Here is an 18190-nt window from a genome sequence, read left to right on the forward strand (position 1 = left end):
AGAAAAACAAATAGTCTCCTAGCAACCTTTTTTATTATAGCATAAAAGAGGGGACACCATGAGACTATTTGACGTCGATGAGTATACACTACCTTCTAACGAGAGTGTAGACTTACAAAAAACAAAAGAATCTGTCGGGATTTTTTTGGTAGCATATAAAACCAATCGGGAGCGGTTGGGAATGCCTGCTTATCCGAAACTTACACAAGAATTTTGTCTTGTGTGCAGTCCCGATCAAGTTGTTAAAAATATGAGTGAAGGAATAGAGCTAACCATTTATGAGAAAGAATACTTAAAGACAGAACAATGTTTTTCACATGCTTTTGCAGCAATTATGCACCCGTTCCGCCCTGAAGTTACAGAGCGGAGGCGACGTGTTTTTTTTTATCGCTATCTGTATGGATTGTCTGTTTCTCATATTAGCGAAAGAATTAATTACCAAAAAAATATCGTAGTAGATGAGTCAAAAATATCTATGCTTCAGTTCGGTCTAGCACTGGATCTAGTTGCTTTTAAATAATCAACTATCATCCAACTAGATACTGCCCCTTTATCAACGTCTTTATTTGTATACTCCTCATACAAGCTTGAATACTAAGCACAGCGCTGTGAGAAAGACGTTTCTCATGACAACAAAACCACAAACTTTTTTGGATTTATTTTCAGGTGTTGGAGGATTCAGATTAGGACTAGAAAAAGCTGGACACAAATGTATTGGTTTTTGTGAAATCGATAAATTTGCAAGAGAAAGCTATAAATCGATTTTTGATACTGAAGGAGAGAAAGAATATCATGACATTAAAGCAGTTAGAAATGACGAATGGAAATTATTACGAGGAGAAGTTGATATCATATGTGGAGGATTCCCCTGCCAAGCATTTTCGATTGCAGGTAAAAGAAGAGGATTTCTTGATTCAACTCGCGGAACGTTATTCTTTGATATTGCCAGAGCGGTTAAACAAATCGAACCACGCATTGTATTCCTTGAAAATGTCAAAGGGTTACTATCTCACGACAAAGGGAATACTTTCAGAACTATCTTGTCCACGCTTGATGAATTGGGGTACGACACAGAATGGCAGATACTTAACAGCAAAGATTATGTCGCACAAAATCGAGAACGAGTATTTATTGTCGGACATCTTAGAGACCAATGTTCCCGAAAAATTTTTCCTATCACAAGACAAGAAAAATCAATTGATCAAGAACAATCAAAAATTGATGAGCAATCAGAACGGCTGACGAATATAAGCTGTAAATCAATAAAACCAACCGCAGTTGGCAACGTAAATCCCAGCGCTAATGGGATGAATGGTCAAGTATATGATTGCCAATCAATCGCTCCCACGCTAACTACAAACAAAGGAGAGGGCAGTAAAATTGCAATCCCTGTGCTATCTCCAGATAAGATGAAAGTACGCCAAAATGGTAGAAGAATAAAACAAAATAATGAAGAAATGTTTACACTCACCGCTCAGGATCGTCACGGAATAATTGTAGCAGGTAGAATTGATGGAGGTTTTAGATCCACGAAAACTATTTTTTCTACTGAAGGAATTAGTCCAACCTTGACTACAATGTCTGGAGGCGGACAAGAGCCAAAAATACTGGTAAAAGAAGCAACAAAAAAAGGATTTACTTCCGCTTCAGCTGGTGACTCAATCAATTTTGCTTATCCTGGATCAAACAAGCGAAGAGGTTGTGTAGGAAAGCAAAGTGCGAATACGGTTTTGACAAGCAATCAGCAAGCTGTTGTGACTGAAGACTTTCAAATTAGAAAACTAACTCCGTTCGAATGTTGGAGATTACAAACATTTCCTGATGAAGCATTTTTGGCGGCTAAATTTGGAAGTCGAGCGATTGCCAAAAATATTTTAGAAAATAAATTAGATCACTACAATTGTGAGTTTGAACAAAAGATGTCAAACAGCCAGCTATACAAGCAGGCTGGAAACTCAGTAACAGTTGATGTAATCTATGACATTGCAAAAAGACTGTAAAATAAACGAACGCCCACCCTTTTTAAAGAAAAGAGTGGATGTTTCTTAACCAGACACTTCTTTATAATGAATTTATCAAGACTTGAATAAAAATGATTTGGGCCCAAATCTACTGGGAGAAGTTAATGATTCAATTAAACAAAATTTATTTAGAAGACTGTCTAAAAGGAATGAAAAAAATACCAGATCAATCAATTGATGCAATTATTTGTGATCTGCCTTATGGGACAACAGCTTGCAGTTGGGATTGCGTTATACCGTTTGATCAATTATGGGAGCAATATAAGCGTATTCGTAAACCTGCAGCACCTATTGTTTTATTTGGTGCAGAACCATTCTCTACAAAGCTACGAATGAGTAACTTATCAGAATATCGATATGATTGGTATTGGAAAAAGAATAACTGTACAGGTTTTGCGTTTGCGAAGTATCAACCTATGCGGTCCGTTGAGACGATATCAGTGTTTTATGATAAAAAAGGAAACTATTTTCCACAAGGTGTCTATCTAAAGGAAGACAGCACTATTCGGAAAAGAAGTTCCAAAAATACTATTTATGGCGCAGATAGCACGCTAAACAAAAGTTATACTTCTGAACTGACAGGCTATCCTAATAATATTTTGAGGTTTGATAAAGAAACCAAAAATATTTTTCACCCTACGCAAAAACCGGTTGCCTTAATAGAATATTTGATTAAAACATATACAGAACAAGGTGATATTGTGCTGGATAATTGTATGGGAAGTGGAACTACAGCAATTGCAGCTCTTAATACAGATCGAAAATTTATTGGATATGAAAAGAATCGTGAGTATTATGATAAAGCACTGAAAAGAATCGCTGACAATAAAACGCAGCTTAGTTTATTTTGAATGAAAAGAAAAAAAGGAAACAACTTAATGGTTGTTTCCTTTTTTTTAAATTATTTTATTGCTTCGTTTTTTGGAATAGCAGTACCCCAATAAAGCAATTTTTTGATAGCTTCTTGAATTTCTTTGTCAGTGGAGTTGCGGTTGTCAATTTGTTCTAATCCAATCACGTCACCATAGACACCGTAAATGTGACCAAATTCAGGATCGTCGATGCTAAAAATTGATTGCAAGTTATTTGTGCCATTATTTGTTAAATAAGAATTTGAATTTTTGTCAGTTCTGATAACATAATCAAATTTTTTACCTTGCCGCATATAATTGATTAACTCTCCAGATTGACGTGAAATTTGATTTTGCGCATATTGTGTAAGTAAGAGTGCTGCTTGGAAAGTGATATTATAAATTTCGGAATGTTGTTTACGATATTTACTAATAGATGTACGAGTAATGCCAGTTCTACTTTCAATCTCTCCACCAGATACGTCAGAGTTAAGTACAGTGTTTACCAAGTTAAAATCTGCAGTTTTTGTTTGAGGTGTGTTCATAATATTATCTCCTTTTATATTTTTATTATATGTATTTACCTTACAAATATATTATAACGTAAACTTATGTTTACGTAAACATAAGTTTACAATATTTTTGAATTTGTGATAAAATATATTGTGAGATTATAAAATTACTTGGAGAAGAAGGTCACTAAGCTTGAAAACAGGAATCAAAGGAACTACTTCGTATGAACAAAATGGTGTCACCAAATATTATGTAAATTTTTCTGTCGACAATCATCGTTTTCAAAAACGTGGCTTTAGAACGTTGAGAGAAGCGCATATCTATAGAAAGAAACTAGAAATAAAATATGCTCCAAATGAAGTTATTATAATATCAACAGATGTAATTAAGACATATTTGCAAAACAATTCTATTCGAGAAACAGCTATGCTTCATGAGATGTCACGTGATAAAGTGCGAAAAATACTAATCAATGAAGGCGTGTATGCTACCCCAAAAAGTATTAGAGTAAACGAATTGATTGAAGGTGGATATACGACACAAGAAGTTGCTGAAAAGCTTGCTATTTCAGTTTCTACAGTAAATAATTTAGCGATTTATCGTAAGGGAGAAAATAAGGTGATAAAAAATAAGAATCGTAAATAAGTTGCTTGTTCCAATGCTGTATGGAAGTCAAGTCTGCTTAAACTTACTTTTATTTCTTTATATATAGAATTGCTGTAATGAAGTTGCTAGGAGTTAAAGAGAAAATGAAATGAAGGAGGAAACAAATTGTACACTTTATTAGTAGATTTAAGTAAATACATAAGTCTTGATGGACTAATGACCATATCTTCAATTATTGTTGGTTTACTAATTCCAGTTGCTATATTGTTAATTGAAAATAATGGTAATTCGAATGATTTATCTTTTAAATGGGACAAAATGGTTATTTTTTCAAAGGTCATTAAAATTCAAGTAATACTTTGGGGATTAGCTCTTATAACATTACCCTTAGTTCTAGAAAGTAATAAGCATGTTTTTCCTTTAATATTAATTGCTTATAGTATTGGGTTTATCGCTATGTTTTCGCTTTTGAAAAATGCTTATTATTGGATTATTAGCAAGGAAGATGAAAATGGAGCCTATCGTAATAATAAAAGATACGAGTTCTTAAATAGTTTGAGAGGTGATATAGTAAACCAAATAGTTGTGTGGGATACAATTTGGGGAGATCGTACACAAAGAATTGGTTTAGATGAATTAGACCTTTTAAAAATATTTTTTAAGCATTGTAAAGATGCAGAAAACAGTAAAAAGTTTCAATTACTTAACCCATATTTACGAAATTATGCCAAAGATACCAATTTTGTTGTCACGTCTCAGAATTATGAAATTATACAAAAGTATATTTTTTCTGACCTTGCCTCAATATTAAACGATTCTTTATCTGATAGTTTTCCAGCTTCGGAATATGAACTAGTTGAACAGTCTAAACGTTTATTTTTTGAATTTGCTACTCAATGTTACGCTACTAATAAACATATTGTTACTAGGTACCGGGATGACTTTGATAAGTTTTTCATAAATACTAATGATAAAATATTAAATTGTCTTTTTAAAAATCCAGGAGATGAACGATTTATACGAACTATCGTAAATAGTGAATTTACCTCATATATTTCTATTAACGAAAATTTACCTAAAAGTCTCCATTATGATAATGAAGATATAGATGATGAAAAAAAGAAAATAATAATTTCGATGTTTAGTAACTATATTGAATGCTACTTGAAAAGCACTGAGAGTTACGATTTTGATAAAGTAAGTAAATTGAATGAATTATTTAAAACTGTTTTAAAAAAAATTGATTTATCGACTTTTTTTACCTTAGAGGATTTCAGAGATTACTATATAAAGAATATTTTTGATCTTAATAACTTAGAAGATGAATTTTTTATGATGAATTTTTTTGAAGGATATGCTCGTAGAGGAACAAATATACATGCTCCAGAAACAAATCTGTCTGGGGAACTTGAATGGACTAATACTTTACTAAAGATAATTTATATGACTAAAATCCCTATTTTGAAGAATCAAGATGTTCTTGAAAAATTTAGCAATTCTATAACGTCTGTTATAGAAAATTCCGAATTAGAAAGGAATTCTATAAATATACTCAAAAATCTTAAAACAAAAATGAATAGTTTTGCTGAATCACTGACGAAATAGTTTATTTAATAGCTTAATTATGAGAATAAGCTATTAGGTTGTGTAATTACAATGAAAATGCTATAATTTGTGTGCGAAACGAAATTATGACGAACATGTCAAGCACCAAAAAACCACCCTTGGGAAGAAGGGTGGTTTTTTTATGCGCTGATGCGACTGCAGCGTTGGGGTTAGGGCAACTGCTTCAGTTATCCACTAATCATCTAACCAATGATCAACTAAAATAAGAATTAGACCCACAAGAAGTGGAGCGATAACCAACGAAATTATTTTTTCGAACACAACAAGCACCCCCTCACGGGGCAGTTGCCAAACAAAATTATATCATTAAAATTGGCACAAATTACAATTCTTTTTTTATTCGGTAGATTGTTTGTCTCGTCACATTGTAGTCTTTCGCAATCTTTGAAATAGCAATTCCTTCATTTAAATCCTTAACGATGTTTTCATAAACTAAACGTCGTTGAGGATTTTTTGTGTCTGCACTATAAAGTTTCGGACGCCCCTTGTAGACACCATTCGTTTTGGCAATCTTAATTCCTTGTGCCTGGCGTCGTTTAGATTCAGTGCGTTCTTGTTCAGCGATCATAGCCAAAATTTGAATGATTAAATCTTTAATGAATTTATCCAGAAGAGGATTGCCAATTGCTTCAGCCATGATTGGTAAACTTGTGATAATTAGCTGCACATTTTTCTTCTTTAGGTAATTAACTGAAGCAATGATCTCGTCATAATTACGACCAAGTCGATCGATGGCTTCCACAATAAAAATATCCTGTTCACGGACAAAGTCTAAAGCTTCCTGGAAAATGGGTCGGTGAGAAATCGTTGCTCCAGATTGTTTCTCAATGAAAATATTTATTCTTTGAATAGCAGTACCCTGAAGAAAGTGATTTTTTTATAGCTTCTTGAATAACTTTACAAATCTTTTCAAATACTTGATGATTTTCCAGATTTAAAGCAAAAATTAGAATCTTGTAAATGATTTTAAACTGTGAGGCAGGTTTAACATTTATACTAAGTAACATGCGACAAATAGTTAGGTTTTTAGTTTGCTTAATAGATTATCGATTATCTATGAGAATACATGTTAAATTATAAGAGTGTTAAAATAATACTAGCAAGTATAGTTAGATAATATTAAATAAATGAAAAGGAGAAAAAAATTTTTGAGGCACTTAATTAAATTTGCAAGTAAGAACAATATGACTTATAGAAGAATGTCCAATAATGAAGTGTTTATCTTTCAATTGGGATATTTTACAGATCAAGATCCCTCTAGTGATAATTATGTTCAACATGAAAGGATAGTTGCTAATTTTTCACTTAATAAACTGAATCGTGAACTGGTAGAATTATATGTTGTACCACAATATCAAGAAAATGGGATAGCAAGCTTGATGGTAGAATATGCTAAAGAATTGGGTGCGACTGGATTAAGAGCAGAGGTACATGGAATAGGCCTTTCACAAGATCAACTAATTAATTTCTTTGAGCGACACAATTTTGTGAGAAAAAAAGGGACTATTATGATTTTGTCCACTGAATTATTTTATTAAGGTCTTTTACTTTTTGCGTGTCCAATAGGGTATACCCTGTTGGCTTTTTATTTGGCACATATATAGTTGGTTCTATAATGGACAATTAAATTGAGCAATATTAAAAGTAGAATAGAATTATTAGTGAGCTTAGGGTAACATACACATTGGGGGAGAAATCATTTAGAAAAAGGAGTTAGACAATGAGTCATTCGTGCACGTTAGATTCATTTATTTCAATGTATAAGTCTGAAAATCTAGATTTTAGAAGTTCTTTTTTGAAATTAATTAATAATTCAGAAGAAAGTAGTATATCTGAAGAAGAGGTGATTGATTTTTTCAGCTTATTAAGCAATAAAAACCTTTTAAATTCACTAAATATAGAACAGTCTAAAGGCTATTTTTTTAACTATACAATTGAATCAGGTATAAGAGAACAATTCGATATTTTGAGGTTTAGCATTGATAAAGTATTAAATATAGAATTAAAGAGCCAATTACCTGTTAAAGGATACGAAAAAATTAAAAATCAGTTGATAAGACATAAATTTGTATTAAGTACTTTAAAGAAAAAGATAGTTTGTTGTACTTATGTAACGACTGAAAACAAATTGTATTTATTAACAGAAGATAATAATTTGGAAGAGATTACATCTGAGACATTGGCTAGTATGATACCTGATGATTATAATAATGAACTTGAAATTGAGAAGATAAATTTTTCTCACTTAATTATTTCTCCGTATTCACAACCTGAATTGTTTAAGGAACATAAATACTTTCTGACTAATGAACAGTTTTCTATACGTAATGAAATTTTAAGTAGCAAAAAAAGAATTTTTCAAATTAAAGGTGGACCTGGAACTGGAAAAACAATGTTGCTCTTTGACCTTGCAAGAAAATATGTGAGTGAAAATAAGAAAGTAATAATTATATTCTCAGGTAATAAATATAATTGTGAAGAGTTGTCAGCTATATTAAATATTGATATTAAACCTGTTAAGAACGTTGAAGTAACTGAGTTAGAAGGCTATGATGTTGTGTTGATAGATGAAGCACAACGTTTATGGGAAGAAAAATTTACAGGTATTTTTGGGTTACAAAATCCAAGACTTATTTTTTCTACCGATCATAACCAAACATTAGCTACTCCTGAAAAAAATCGTAATATTCAAAAACGTTTATCTGAAAATAAAGATGTCGAAACGAAAAAATTAAGAGAAAAGATTCGAACCGATCCAGCAATGAGCTCATTTATAAAAAAATTTTTAAACTTAAAAGCTAGAGGAATTCAAAAATACGAATATTCTAAAGTAACAGCAGAATATTTTTCTACCAAGGAAATGGCAAAAAAATATATAAGAAGTTTAGTTGAAAATGAAAATTTTGTATCCATTGAAGTAACTGATTACACTACAAAATCAACATTTGTAAAGAAAAGAGAAAAGGTGTACTGGGGATCTCAAACAGCTCATTCAGTTATTGGTGAAGAATACGATAATGTGCTAGTACCTTTAGATGACTATTTTTATTACGATGAAGATGGCAAGCTTGTTTCTAGATATGCTGACCAATTTTACTATCCGTATAATGAAGAGAGCTGCATATTTGAAGCTTTAACTAGAACAAAAGATAGATTAGTATTAGTAATCATAAATAATCCTGCCCTATTTATAAAAGTACAAGAAATATTGACATGGAAAAAAGATGACGAAGAAAATTCATAAATCGAATTCGTTTCTTATTCTGTAGACGGTTTGTCTGGTAACATTGCAATCTTTCGCAATTTTTGAAATCGCAATTCCGGCATTCAAATCCTTAACGATGTTTTCATAAACTAAACGTCGTTGGGGTATTGGATCACGAACGAAAAAGACACTGAATAGTGCACATTATGTCTACTAGCTCTTAATATAACGTATTTCTTTATGTTAGTTGTAAGTATACCTTTCTAACAAAAATATAAGCATTATCCTTATTAAACACTACTTGACAAGACTGTACCATTTATTTTATGATTTTTATATAGAAAACGTTTTCTCTAATTTTTTGTTTAGAGGTGATCTTTTATGATTTGTAAGAACAAGAAAAAAATTATTACTATTATTGCTAGTTTCTCTTTGATTTTTAGTACTACATGTACTGTCTTATTAACAAATACTGCTAATGTTGAAGCCGCAAGCTCTTCTTACAAACATAATCATGCTGGTTATAGATGTTACAAAATGAGTTATTATGTAAGTCCTTCTAAATGCAAACAATTAGCTCGTCAAACTAATAAACTTAATACCGTCTCAGCTATTGCAAACTTTATTGGATTATCTGGATTAACAGCGGGGATTATATCATTAGTCTTCGGATCAGCAGTTAGTGCTAATAATGTATTTGTTACAGCCGCTAGAAGAGGAAAGGGCGTCCAATTAAATTATATTGCTCATTTCAGTAATGCAACTACCTATAACTATAGTTCTAATCAAAATTATGTTATAAAATAATTAAAACTTTAAACTAGGGGGAATGCTCTATGAAATTAACAAAAATTGCTGTAATTTTAGCTGTTATTGCTGGCATTATTTTATATTTTGTATTGCCTGCCAATCAATTCTTCCTTTACTTTGGAATACCTGCGATTTTAATAGTAAATGGCGTAAGAATCTTTGAACAACGAAAAAAATGTAGCTCTAACTAATCATTGTGTTGTAAAGTGGCTAGCATTTGCTAGCCTTTTTTGTATTGTGAAACGTGGGTTATGAGGGGGGATTCAATGGGGAGCTTCCAAATCCTTTTACTAGAGGGTAAGAAATTCGTTAGATTATGAGTAAAAGAAGTGAAATTTTGAAGAAATAAAAAGGACTAGACAAAAAACGTCTAGTCCTTTTTATAATAATTATCAATAATGTGAAAAAAATAACCTTTTATGAATCAATAATGTGAAAAAAATAACCTTTTATGAGGTATATGATTGATAATTAATGATTAAGGTATCATACATACTATAAAAGGTTGTTTTTAGCTTATTAGAAACTCCAAATAAAAGGGAATCGATAAATTGATGCTCCAATTTCTATAATTAAATGTATAGATGTAGCTATTAGTAAAACGTATAGTGCTATTTTTTGGGTTTTATTTAAATTATAAAAAGTATCTTTGAATGCCCAAATAAAATAAATAATTCCAATAATCATAGCAACTGAACTAAGCCAATATATAAATGTCATGTCGGGATCTCCTTTTTATTTTAACTTAACATTTATTTTGAACTTTATAAAGTTTTTTATATCAATTTAGTTATTTTTATAGGTATAAAATGCTGTGTAGTTTTACACGCCATTATATAAATAAATTAGTATGGAGGAGTTATATGAAAAAGTTGTTGTTAGTTACAAGTATAGGGTTAATGTTAAGTGTGTTACTATTTCCAGCTATTATTGGAGCAGAACAAATTGAAAATGAATCACAAGTTGTTATAGACACTCTTGATGATAATGGTGAAGCTACTTCAGGGCATATTGTAGATGATGGAACTCTTATATTTGAATCAGAACCAAACAATAGCGGTATTCAACAAAGAGCATATCCGTACCCATTTGGTAAAAATATTGGGGGAGGGACATGGTGTTACGGTAAGATGCTTAATTCGAATCAAGCAGGATCTATGTATATACATAGATCTAAAAAGCATTCGGCAACCGTAACTTATGGCGCAGCTTATAAAAAAGCAGTTAGAAATCCGGGTACAGATGCAATTGCTGTGGGAACGTACAAATCTGGTAAAAATGCATATTACTGGGATAATGCACCTTCACAAAGTGTCGGGTATTATTCAGGTGGCGGAGTAGGCTTTTAAAAATTTTTGGAGGGAGATTTATCTCTCTCCTTTTTATTAAATTTGGAGGAAGTTTATGAGTGAAATAATAATTCAAGCAAAATCCCTATCAAAAATTATAGATAAAAAAACTATTTTTAAAGATGTGGATATAGAAATAAATAAAGGAGAATCAATATCTATAGTGGGAAGAAGTGGTAGTGGAAAATCTACATTATTAAATATATTCGGTTTAATAGATTCATACTCAGCAGGAACTTTAAATATATTTGGTAAAGAAGCTAAAGACATGACTCCAAGAGAAAAAAGAAATGCTTATAGGGAGGACATAGGATTTATCTTTCAAGATTATGGATTAATATATGAACAAACAGTTGAACAAAATCTTTTGAATTCTCTTTATTTTAAAAAAATTACTGGAGAAAGCAAAAGAAAATCCATAATTGAAATATTAAATTATTTTTCTTTTGAAGATAAAATAAACCAAAAGATAGAGAAATTATCAGGTGGAGAGCAACAAAGAGTAGCACTGATGAAACTGTTATTGAAAAAACCTAGATTAATATTAGCAGATGAACCTACGGGATCACTAGATGAAGACAATAAAAATGTAGTTATTCAAGAATTACTTCGATTATGTGAGAATGGAAGCTCACTAGTGCTAGTTACACATGATTTAGAACTTGCGATGCTTACTAATAATAAATTTTTATTAGGTAGGTAAATTCAATGAAAAAATTCTTGTCTGTACTAATACTTTTAGCAGGGCTTATTACTTTGTTACTTCAATATGTTTACGAGTTTGAATATCCAGAGATTAATAATTATCAAAATGTTCGTATCACAGATGTGAAGTCTAAAAATAGCGATGAGGAATTCAAACGATTTGTTAATAGTAATCAATTAAAGATAATTAAGATTGAAACTGCACAATATGATTCTAAAATTCAAAGGAAAGTTTTTTCAAATACAAAAAAAGTACCCAAACTCAAATCTGTACACAATATAGAATATCAGTATAAAAACTTTAATGATATAGATAACATAAGAGGCCAGTATTATTTTTCTGCTTTTAATGAAGAAATATCTAAAAAGTTGTCTAAAATGGGTATAGCCACTTTAAATGAAAATATTACAATCAAAGAAAAAATTAGATATTTATTTTATACAACAGAATTAAAAAGAGTAATTCTTATTTTTTCTTTTATTATCATTGTTATTCAGGTAATGGAAACAATTGCAAAATCTAGAAAGTATAAATTATTGAAACTGGATGGATTTTCTGTTTGGGATATTGGAAAGATAGAGTATAAAAAGAATATTATATTTGTTAGTGTACTAAGTGTAGCTTTGGGGAGTGCGTTGTTTTTTATTGCTACTACCAGTTTTTTAGGTTTATTTTTTTTATTTGTAAGTATAATCGTACTGTACTATACACTTGTCTATTGGGGGACGATCCCAGTGTATTTAATATTTTCAAGTGTAAATTATAATTATCAGTATAAAGATAGTAGAAAATTTCTTTTCATAATGATGATAGGTCAATTGATCCTATCGGTGCAGTTTATATTAGCAATTGAGTTAGTATCTAATCAATTAGTATCATTAGATAAAGTTAATGAAACAGTGAAATCTAATCAGATAGACAAATATAGTGCTATAGATTTATCTTCTATGATTCCTATCGATCCTTCAGAAAATTTGATGGTAGCAGATATGTTTAAAAATGATTTATCAGATAAAAATATCCGGTTGGATTTTTTTGAAAGAGATTATGGGCTTACTTCTGCTTTGAAGGCGGGTGAGTACCTTACCGTTAACAAAAATTATTTTAGTGATCAGAGTATTATTTTGGAATCTGGAGAACAGATAAAAAAAGAGAATATGGATATTGAGAATAACACATTCTTACTATTAATACCGGAAATGTATAAATCTAAGACAGATGAAATCATAACAAATAGAGTTGAGTGGTATCGTTTTTTAACTAATAAGGAGAATATATCTCCAGTTGTTAAATATATTAAAAATGCACAAGTGACAAAGTCTGTTGCATATAATCAAAATATAGATGAGCTAATTAAATATAATGCAGTCTATTGTTTAGTATATGAGGATGATATTTCTAGTGATATATTTTTATCATTGTTGTCTGATAGACAAATATTGATAGAAAATAAAGTGAGCGTTGTAGATGAATTAAAAAATAGCGAATTAAGCGGGTATATCTACACGATTAATCCAATTAGTTATTATATAAACCAAGAGATTTACAAACAATATGTTTTCATTTTGGTCTATGTAATTGTAAATTTAATAATTATGATTTTAATTGGGATATATGCTGTGCTCACTACAAAGTTGTATTTAACTTATAATTTAAGAAAATTTAGACTGTTAAAATTAGAAGGTATATCTAACATAAAAGTAATTAGAAATTTTATATTTTTACTTACGTCTATTGATATTATGGCTAGTATGTATGTATTTGTAGCTTACGATATATCAAAATGTACACTAGGAATAGCTGTTATCATAATGTTTTTGAAGTGGCTCTTTGTTACTTGGTATAGTGGGGATTATGTTAACCTAGACATTAAATAAAAAAAAATAGAAATTTGGTGCTGTATGGTAAAGAAAATTATGAAAGCAAGTTTTGTATTGTTTTTATTGAGCTTGTTTGTATTAGTAGTTATACCGATCATATTTGTAGTTATTTTCAATATTTTTCCTAACTTAGATTCCACTGAAAATGGTTTAGGTGCTTATCCAGTATTAGCTGTAATTGCAGGGGGATATAGCCTTATGGTAACTGCGCCGTTTGCGTGTATCATGGTGATAATCAATGGTGTAGGTAATCTGATAAAAAATAAATGAACATTGTGAGAAAATAAAAAAAGCTGTTTTTAATGGCTCAAACGATGTACCTTAAAGCTGAAAATTATTATTTAATATTAAGAGTGAGAATGTTGTTTAGCTATAAAATATTGAGATTATTTAGTGAAGGGATATGTTATAATTAAGAGGTAGAAAAGTGAAAAGATGGTGGCTAATCTCTTGAAAAAGGGGTGATGCCTATGGTTCATAGCTTTATCCCTAGAAGGGAGTAGGCACGTGTACCATATCAAAGGGCGTAATGGAAAGTTAGTTTTGTTTGAGAAACATGAAAATTCAATAAACTGGGAATTTGATCAAAAACAAGTTCCCCTAAAATTTGAAAAAGAAGAAGGTCTTGAGATAGCAAGTATTGTAGATGGTGAAATAGAAGTTGTTTTGAAAAAAGAAGACGTTTAGGTTTGTTGATATTAAGTTGAAGGAGGGAGACCTGTATGAAAAAAGATATCTTTGAAAGATTTATAGATGAACAGCTGTCTAAAGGACGTTCGAGTGAAGATATTATTAGCGAGATAGAAGAGTCTATTAGCAATTTAGGTTGCTTTAGTTTAAGTGATGTTGATGGAACTGAAGTTAAACTTCAGAGCGTGTGGCTAGCCAACTTCGGTTATAAAGTATTTATTGCTAATAAGGAATCTGAGAGGTATTTATAGTGTCAGAAAAAAAGGAATTCATTTATAACGGAAAGACTTTTACAAGCTATTATCAGTTAGAAAAAGAGATGGGTATTTCCAGAAAAACAATTCAGTACAGACACGAAAAAATAGGTCTCCCACTAGAAGAAATACCTTACTTCATACCTAAAAGACCGATTGATAGATTGGGCGTAATTCAAGCTAACAAGGGAATTAAAGAAAAAAGTATAGAGAAAAATGTAGAACAAGATATTATATTGTATCCTGAAGCCCCTGAGTTTGATTTTGGGAGCAGTTCTGAAGAAACAAAAGGACAAATTAAGCTTTATATTATTTGGCTTAGAGAAGCCCCTGAAGCTCTTTTGCTAAGGGAATTACATATATCAAAAACTAAGCTGAGGAATTCAAATTATACAGAAATAAATAGCTTGAAAAAACGTTTAACAGTCATAGAGAAAGTTATTGAAATGAGAGGATTAAATAAAAAAATTTAGCTAACAATACTAGCAGGAGAAAGAGCGATGATGAACTGAAATTAAGTTATAAAACACCTCAAAATTTATTACAAGCCCATACCATTCATCTCCTCCTGGAATATGACTATATCCCCATCAACAAGGCATCTCACTATTCAAACTTCAAACAATGTAACTACAACCAGCTAGTCTAGCTATCGCTTAGAATAACTGGATCTTTTGCATCTCTATAGCTGATAAATAATAAAAATATCATCGTTACGCAAGACCAGCGTAACAGTTGTTGTTAGCTTATTACAAATTCGATTGTAAGATATAGCAAGAAACTAGTTTCGTTTTAAAAAGCATGCTATAATGAAAAAGAAAAGAGGAGTTGCGTCAACAATTCCCCTTAAAATAGCACCGTTTAAGTTGGTGGCTCAGTTAAATATAGTTCAAAAAATAACCGTAAAAACTGGCTAAAGTTTAAAGAACGGTTATTTTTTGTTGTCTTTGTTATTGCTGATTGCAAGTACTAATGTTGCAAAAGCAATTGCAAACATTAGTGCTTCAAATACAGACAAGCTTATTCCTTTCTAGGGATAAAGCCACAAATCAACATAGGCATCACCCCATTTCTTAGAAGGTTAGCCACCGTATAAACTTTACTATCGTTAAATATTATAGCATATAAATAAACGTGAATGAATCAGTTCAAAACCTTGTTGAAAAGGAATTGAACTGATTTTTTTGTTGTCTATTTTTCAAAGTAGTTACTCCTTAAAAAGTTCAAAAGATAAGAGAAGCGGAACCTCATTGCACGCAATGATTTCCGCAAGTGGAAATATTCTGTACCAGAATATTTTTTAGGTTAAAAAAAATGTCAGAGCGCTGGTTCATTGTTTCAATCCTATTGATTGTTTGGGTCAAACGAGCGGAGAACGCTGCTATCGAATTGGCGAGAGTGCTTATACACCTTCCACATTCATAAAAAAAGGGGCGGAAAAATTTTTGAGAAAACCACTCAAAATTTTTTCCTACGGCACTCCCTTTTTTTATGCCTGCTTCAGGTGAAAATCATAAGCACGCCAAACCGCTATCAGCTCAGCTCGAAATGATCCAAGTTCAAACAATAAAAAGGAGAAATCTAAACAATAAACCAGTAACATTTTTTAAAATCAAATTTTTTCGCCGCTCACAAATCGCTTGCTGAAATGAACTTGGCAAAATCAAAAACAAGGAGAACATTGAAAATGAAAACAACCGCAAATACAGTCAAAAAATATTTAAAAGAACATGGTTATGAAACGAAAAATATACGTGTTCGAGTAGAATACGTCGGATATGGAAGCACATCAATTTCTATCACACTTTTAGATTTAACTTTGGAATCTCAAAAAATTGAAAACTTAGTCAAAAAAGGATTCGGAAGTGTTCGTTATGATGAGCACGTAGAGGGTGAAATTTTATCAGGATGTAACACATACGTCAGTTGTAAGTATGACTATGATGTTTTAGAAAATGCAATCGAAGAAAAATATAGTTCAGCGGAAGAGATTTATACCATGTTAGAGGAAAAAAATACTTATGACGGAATAGAAATTTATGAAAATCAAACAATTAGAGCCATTGCTTTCTTTAAAGATAAATCGGTTGTTTTGATGAACAAAAATAAAGAAAGTTTCACTAGATATCATAGACACATTTTAAATAGTCCATATGATTTAGCAACAGCGTTGGTTATTTTAGAAAATATTGGGCATTTTGGTGAATACTAAGTAAATAAATCAGTTTGATACAAGTAGTTTTAAAATTACTAGATATTGAAAGGGGGAAGGTATCCCCCTTTGTAAGATAAATTAAAAAACGAAAAAGAAAGAGGTAATAAAAATGAATATAAAGGAAATCCTTGATAACAGAGTAGCCATTTTAGGTGGTGTGACCGATGTTCTTATTGATGAAATGGTAGTAAGGGAGATTACAAAGGAATTTGATTTATATATTACATATAGAAATAAAAAGCTTGTTCTATGTAACAAGAAAGATGATGCACATAAACATTTGCTAGGAGAAACAGTAGAAGAAGTTTTAGACGAGTTATCAAATTTAGATGAATGGTATTCAGATTTTAAATATTTGTATGACAAAGCAATAGAAAAAGATGATAACAAAGGCGAACAAGTAGCAGAAGCAACGGAAGAAAAAAAGCTATTACAATTGAATGATTTTATTGAAAATTTAAGTTCAAAATGAGAAGTCAAAAAGGGCTTCTTTTTTATAAACGGTAAAGCAAATAGAAAGTAACAGAAAAAAATATTAAATATAATTGAAATTCAAGGAGCTTAATACGTTATTTTTTTATACCTATTTTAATTTTACGATTGATAGGTATATATAAATAAAATACATGAAAGATAGATACAGTAAAGGATAAAATATAGCTTATGAGTTCACCAAAAAATGTAAAAAGACAAAGAAAAGTATACATAATATAGTCAAAAAAGAGAGGTCCTTGTTAGTGATCTGTGGAAATTTGTATAAAACTTTTAAAGAGCAAGTAAATGTAATGAAAAGAAAATATTGAATGATAAAAAATAACATTAATTTCAAAGGGGTTTTTTAATATAATATGAAGATCAGAAGGAAATATTCAAACGAGATAGGTGGCGGAAGATGAAAAAAAATATTTTGTTTTCGTAATAAAAGATATAAGTTTAATTAAAAAAACAATCGTTTAATCACTTGCGATAAACCATTGATAAATGCTTATAAAATGACCTTTACAAACGTTGTTTTTAATGTGATAGGAGATATAATTAGCATGAAATAAAGCAAAAAAATAAGTAATCTAAAATAGCAAATGAACAGCCTTTAAATTATAGAAACTAACTTCATAACTACTATATACTGTTATAAAAAAAGAGGAAAACAATACTTTTTGTTGATTATAAAATAACTTAAATAAAAAATATGTAAATAAATATAAATACCAATATTGTTATAAAATGATTTTCATATATAAGATTAAAGAAAAAAGAAAGTAAATGATAAATACCTAAAAATGCTATATTAAGTAAATTGTTACGAAAAAATACGTCATTTTTTTAGTGTGACAAAAAAAGTGTGAACTTAAAAATATGAAAAAACAAACACAATAAAATTTGCGAGGTAATTTTTACCCTTTAGAAAAAACTAGGTGGGTTAGCTAGGTAAAAAATACCCCTGCATCAAGGTGCCTATTCCTT

General features: G+C 30.5%; 22 protein-coding genes and 1 pseudogene. 18 read left to right on the plus strand and 5 right to left on the minus strand.

The annotated features are described in order from the left end of the window. The first annotated feature begins 58 nt into the window (after window positions 1–58). The 3 genes from AC4BC3_RS13210 (at window position 59) to AC4BC3_RS13220 (ending at window position 2872) form a co-directional block, all read left to right on the plus strand. A complete protein-coding gene (locus AC4BC3_RS13210) occupies window positions 59–520 on the plus strand; it encodes a transcriptional regulator, ArpU family protein (protein WP_490467411.1) in 462 nt (153 codons plus the stop codon). A gap of 106 nt (window positions 521–626) precedes the next feature. After that, window positions 627–2000, plus strand: coding sequence for a DNA cytosine methyltransferase (locus tag AC4BC3_RS13215; RefSeq protein ID WP_490467412.1), 1374 nt, complete (start codon window positions 627–629; stop codon window positions 1998–2000). 125 nt (window positions 2001–2125) lie between these two features. After that, window positions 2126–2872 (plus strand): DNA-methyltransferase, encoded by a 747-nt coding sequence (locus AC4BC3_RS13220; protein ID WP_490467413.1) that lies wholly within the window; start codon window positions 2126–2128, stop codon window positions 2870–2872. 50 nt (window positions 2873–2922) lie between these two features. Here the strand turns inward: AC4BC3_RS13220 and AC4BC3_RS13225 are convergent, their stop codons facing one another. Then, window positions 2923–3417 (minus strand): hypothetical protein, encoded by a 495-nt coding sequence (locus AC4BC3_RS13225; RefSeq protein WP_490467414.1) that lies wholly within the window; start codon window positions 3415–3417, stop codon window positions 2923–2925. Between the two features lie 160 nt (window positions 3418–3577). On the opposite strand from AC4BC3_RS13225, the gene AC4BC3_RS13230 reads away from it, so the two are divergent. After that, on the plus strand, window positions 3578–4030 hold the full coding sequence (locus tag AC4BC3_RS13230; RefSeq protein WP_490467415.1) for a helix-turn-helix transcriptional regulator: 453 nt from the start codon (window positions 3578–3580) through the stop codon (window positions 4028–4030). Between the two features lie 126 nt (window positions 4031–4156). Continuing rightward, window positions 4157–5596 (plus strand): hypothetical protein, encoded by a 1440-nt coding sequence (locus AC4BC3_RS13235; RefSeq protein ID WP_490467416.1) that lies wholly within the window; start codon window positions 4157–4159, stop codon window positions 5594–5596. Between the two features lie 195 nt (window positions 5597–5791). Here AC4BC3_RS13235 and AC4BC3_RS13240 read toward each other — a convergent pair whose 3' ends face one another. Both AC4BC3_RS13240 and AC4BC3_RS13245 read right to left on the minus strand, forming a co-directional pair. Next, a complete protein-coding gene (locus tag AC4BC3_RS13240; RefSeq protein WP_490467417.1) occupies window positions 5792–5887 on the minus strand; it encodes a type I toxin-antitoxin system Fst family toxin in 96 nt (31 codons plus the stop codon). 52 nt (window positions 5888–5939) lie between these two features. Then, window positions 5940–6467, minus strand: a complete 528-nt coding sequence (locus tag AC4BC3_RS13245) for a recombinase family protein (RefSeq protein WP_490467433.1) — start codon at window positions 6465–6467, stop codon at window positions 5940–5942. Between the two features lie 298 nt (window positions 6468–6765). On the opposite strand from AC4BC3_RS13245, the gene AC4BC3_RS13250 reads away from it, so the two are divergent. After that, window positions 6766–7155, plus strand: coding sequence for a GNAT family N-acetyltransferase (locus tag AC4BC3_RS13250; protein WP_490467418.1), 390 nt, complete (start codon window positions 6766–6768; stop codon window positions 7153–7155). Between the two features lie 257 nt (window positions 7156–7412). Further along, window positions 7413–8861 carry a DNA/RNA helicase domain-containing protein gene (locus AC4BC3_RS13255; protein WP_490467419.1) on the plus strand — a complete coding sequence of 483 codons (1449 nt, stop codon included), beginning with the start codon at window positions 7413–7415 and terminating at the stop codon, window positions 8859–8861. On the opposite strand, the pseudogene AC4BC3_RS13260 reads toward AC4BC3_RS13255, so the two are convergent. Next, window positions 8856–8987, minus strand: a pseudogene (locus tag AC4BC3_RS13260) (helix-turn-helix domain-containing protein); the annotation flags it as partial. The gene AC4BC3_RS13255 and the pseudogene AC4BC3_RS13260 overlap by 6 nt on opposite strands. A gap of 216 nt (window positions 8988–9203) precedes the next feature. On the opposite strand from AC4BC3_RS13260, the gene bacA reads away from it, so the two are divergent. Together bacA and AC4BC3_RS13270 are read left to right on the plus strand one after the other, a co-directional pair. Then, window positions 9204–9629, plus strand: coding sequence for a bacteriocin 51 precursor BacA (gene bacA, locus AC4BC3_RS13265; protein WP_490467420.1), 426 nt, complete (start codon window positions 9204–9206; stop codon window positions 9627–9629). Window positions 9630–9658: 29 nt separating this feature from the next. Then, complete coding sequence (locus AC4BC3_RS13270) at window positions 9659–9823, plus strand: hypothetical protein (protein WP_172436999.1); 165 nt, start codon at window positions 9659–9661, stop codon at window positions 9821–9823. A 328-nt stretch (window positions 9824–10151) separates the two neighbouring features. Here the strand turns inward: AC4BC3_RS13270 and AC4BC3_RS13275 are convergent, their stop codons facing one another. Continuing rightward, window positions 10152–10352, minus strand: coding sequence for a hypothetical protein (locus AC4BC3_RS13275; protein WP_490467421.1), 201 nt, complete (start codon window positions 10350–10352; stop codon window positions 10152–10154). Between the two features lie 143 nt (window positions 10353–10495). Between AC4BC3_RS13275 and AC4BC3_RS13280 the strand changes: the two genes are divergently transcribed. The 9 genes from AC4BC3_RS13280 to AC4BC3_RS13320 all read left to right on the plus strand — a co-directional run bounded on the left by AC4BC3_RS13280 (window position 10496) and on the right by AC4BC3_RS13320 (window position 17198). Then, entirely contained in the window at window positions 10496–10981 is a 486-nt protein-coding gene (locus tag AC4BC3_RS13280; RefSeq protein WP_490467422.1) for a lactococcin 972 family bacteriocin, read from the plus strand. A 55-nt stretch (window positions 10982–11036) separates the two neighbouring features. Continuing rightward, window positions 11037–11684, plus strand: coding sequence for an ABC transporter ATP-binding protein (locus AC4BC3_RS13285; protein ID WP_490467423.1), 648 nt, complete (start codon window positions 11037–11039; stop codon window positions 11682–11684). Window positions 11685–11689: 5 nt separating this feature from the next. Then, a complete protein-coding gene (locus tag AC4BC3_RS13290; RefSeq protein WP_490467424.1) occupies window positions 11690–13564 on the plus strand; it encodes a hypothetical protein in 1875 nt (624 codons plus the stop codon). 24 nt (window positions 13565–13588) lie between these two features. After that, entirely contained in the window at window positions 13589–13837 is a 249-nt protein-coding gene (locus AC4BC3_RS13295) for a hypothetical protein (protein ID WP_490467425.1), read from the plus strand. A 237-nt stretch (window positions 13838–14074) separates the two neighbouring features. Next, a complete protein-coding gene (locus AC4BC3_RS13300; protein ID WP_490467426.1) occupies window positions 14075–14254 on the plus strand; it encodes a hypothetical protein in 180 nt (59 codons plus the stop codon). Window positions 14255–14289: 35 nt separating this feature from the next. Then, on the plus strand, window positions 14290–14508 hold the full coding sequence (locus tag AC4BC3_RS13305; RefSeq protein WP_490467427.1) for a hypothetical protein: 219 nt from the start codon (window positions 14290–14292) through the stop codon (window positions 14506–14508). Next, a complete protein-coding gene (locus tag AC4BC3_RS13310) occupies window positions 14508–14984 on the plus strand; it encodes a hypothetical protein (RefSeq protein WP_490467428.1) in 477 nt (158 codons plus the stop codon). Before AC4BC3_RS13305 ends, AC4BC3_RS13310 begins: the two co-directional genes overlap by 1 nt. 1214 nt (window positions 14985–16198) lie before the next feature. Next, window positions 16199–16723 (plus strand): hypothetical protein, encoded by a 525-nt coding sequence (locus AC4BC3_RS13315; RefSeq protein WP_490467429.1) that lies wholly within the window; start codon window positions 16199–16201, stop codon window positions 16721–16723. 112 nt (window positions 16724–16835) lie between these two features. After that, a complete protein-coding gene (locus tag AC4BC3_RS13320; protein ID WP_490467430.1) occupies window positions 16836–17198 on the plus strand; it encodes a hypothetical protein in 363 nt (120 codons plus the stop codon). Window positions 17199–18190: the final 992 nt, after the last annotated feature.

It is taken from the genome of Enterococcus sp. AAFC-DPL-6103, assembly GCF_058216595.1.